Source organism: Streptomyces vastus, assembly GCF_039532825.1.
GTDB lineage: Bacteria > Actinomycetota > Actinomycetes > Streptomycetales > Streptomycetaceae > Streptomyces > Streptomyces vastus.
Genome location: NZ_BAAASJ010000093.1, coordinates 1 through 599, shown reverse-complemented (window position 1 = coordinate 599; position 599 = coordinate 1). Strand labels below are relative to the sequence as shown.

Annotated in this window: 1 protein-coding gene; it reads right to left on the bottom strand. The window is 71.0% G+C overall.

The window, feature by feature from the left end; translation table 11 throughout:
- Positions 1-599, bottom strand: a 599-nt coding sequence (locus ABD357_RS29965) for an IS701 family transposase (protein WP_344394146.1), incomplete at both ends; no start/stop codon positions are given.

Below are 599 nucleotides of genomic sequence, written 5' to 3'. Positions count from 1 at the left end.
CAGGAAGGCCATGGCGAGCATGCACACGGTGGTGTGCCGGTACCAGGAGCGCCACTTGCGCACTTCGTGCTCGTCCAGTCCCACCTGGCCCTTGGCCACCTGGAACGACTCCTCCACCATCCAGCGCTGTCCGGCGGCGGTCACCAGCGTGGCCAGGGTGGTGCCGGGGTCGGTGTGGCACAGGAAGTAGGCGACCTCGCGGACGAGTCGGCCGGTCTTCTTGTCCTTCTTGTTGGGCACGGTGGAGCGGCGGATCAGCAGGTGGCGTTGAAGCCCTTGGCCGGTGGGGGCGAGCTGGACGGTGGCCCAGTCGTATTCGCGCGGGCCCTTGGCGCCGTCGGCGCACGAGCGGCGCTCCAGCGCCTCCTCGGGGGTGAGCGCGTACAGCTCGCGGGACTGGCGGGTGCGGCCGTCCGGCAGGGGCAGGGCCTCGTCCTTCGGGATCGCCAGCACGTAGCGAATGCGGTGCTCTTCCAGCCAGGCGCGCAGCACACGGGACTGCCCGTAGACCTCGTCGGCCAGGAAGTAGGAGAACGGCACCCCCGCCTGGACGGCGCGCTCCAGCATGCGCCGGGCGAGCTCCGGCTTGGTGGCCACCG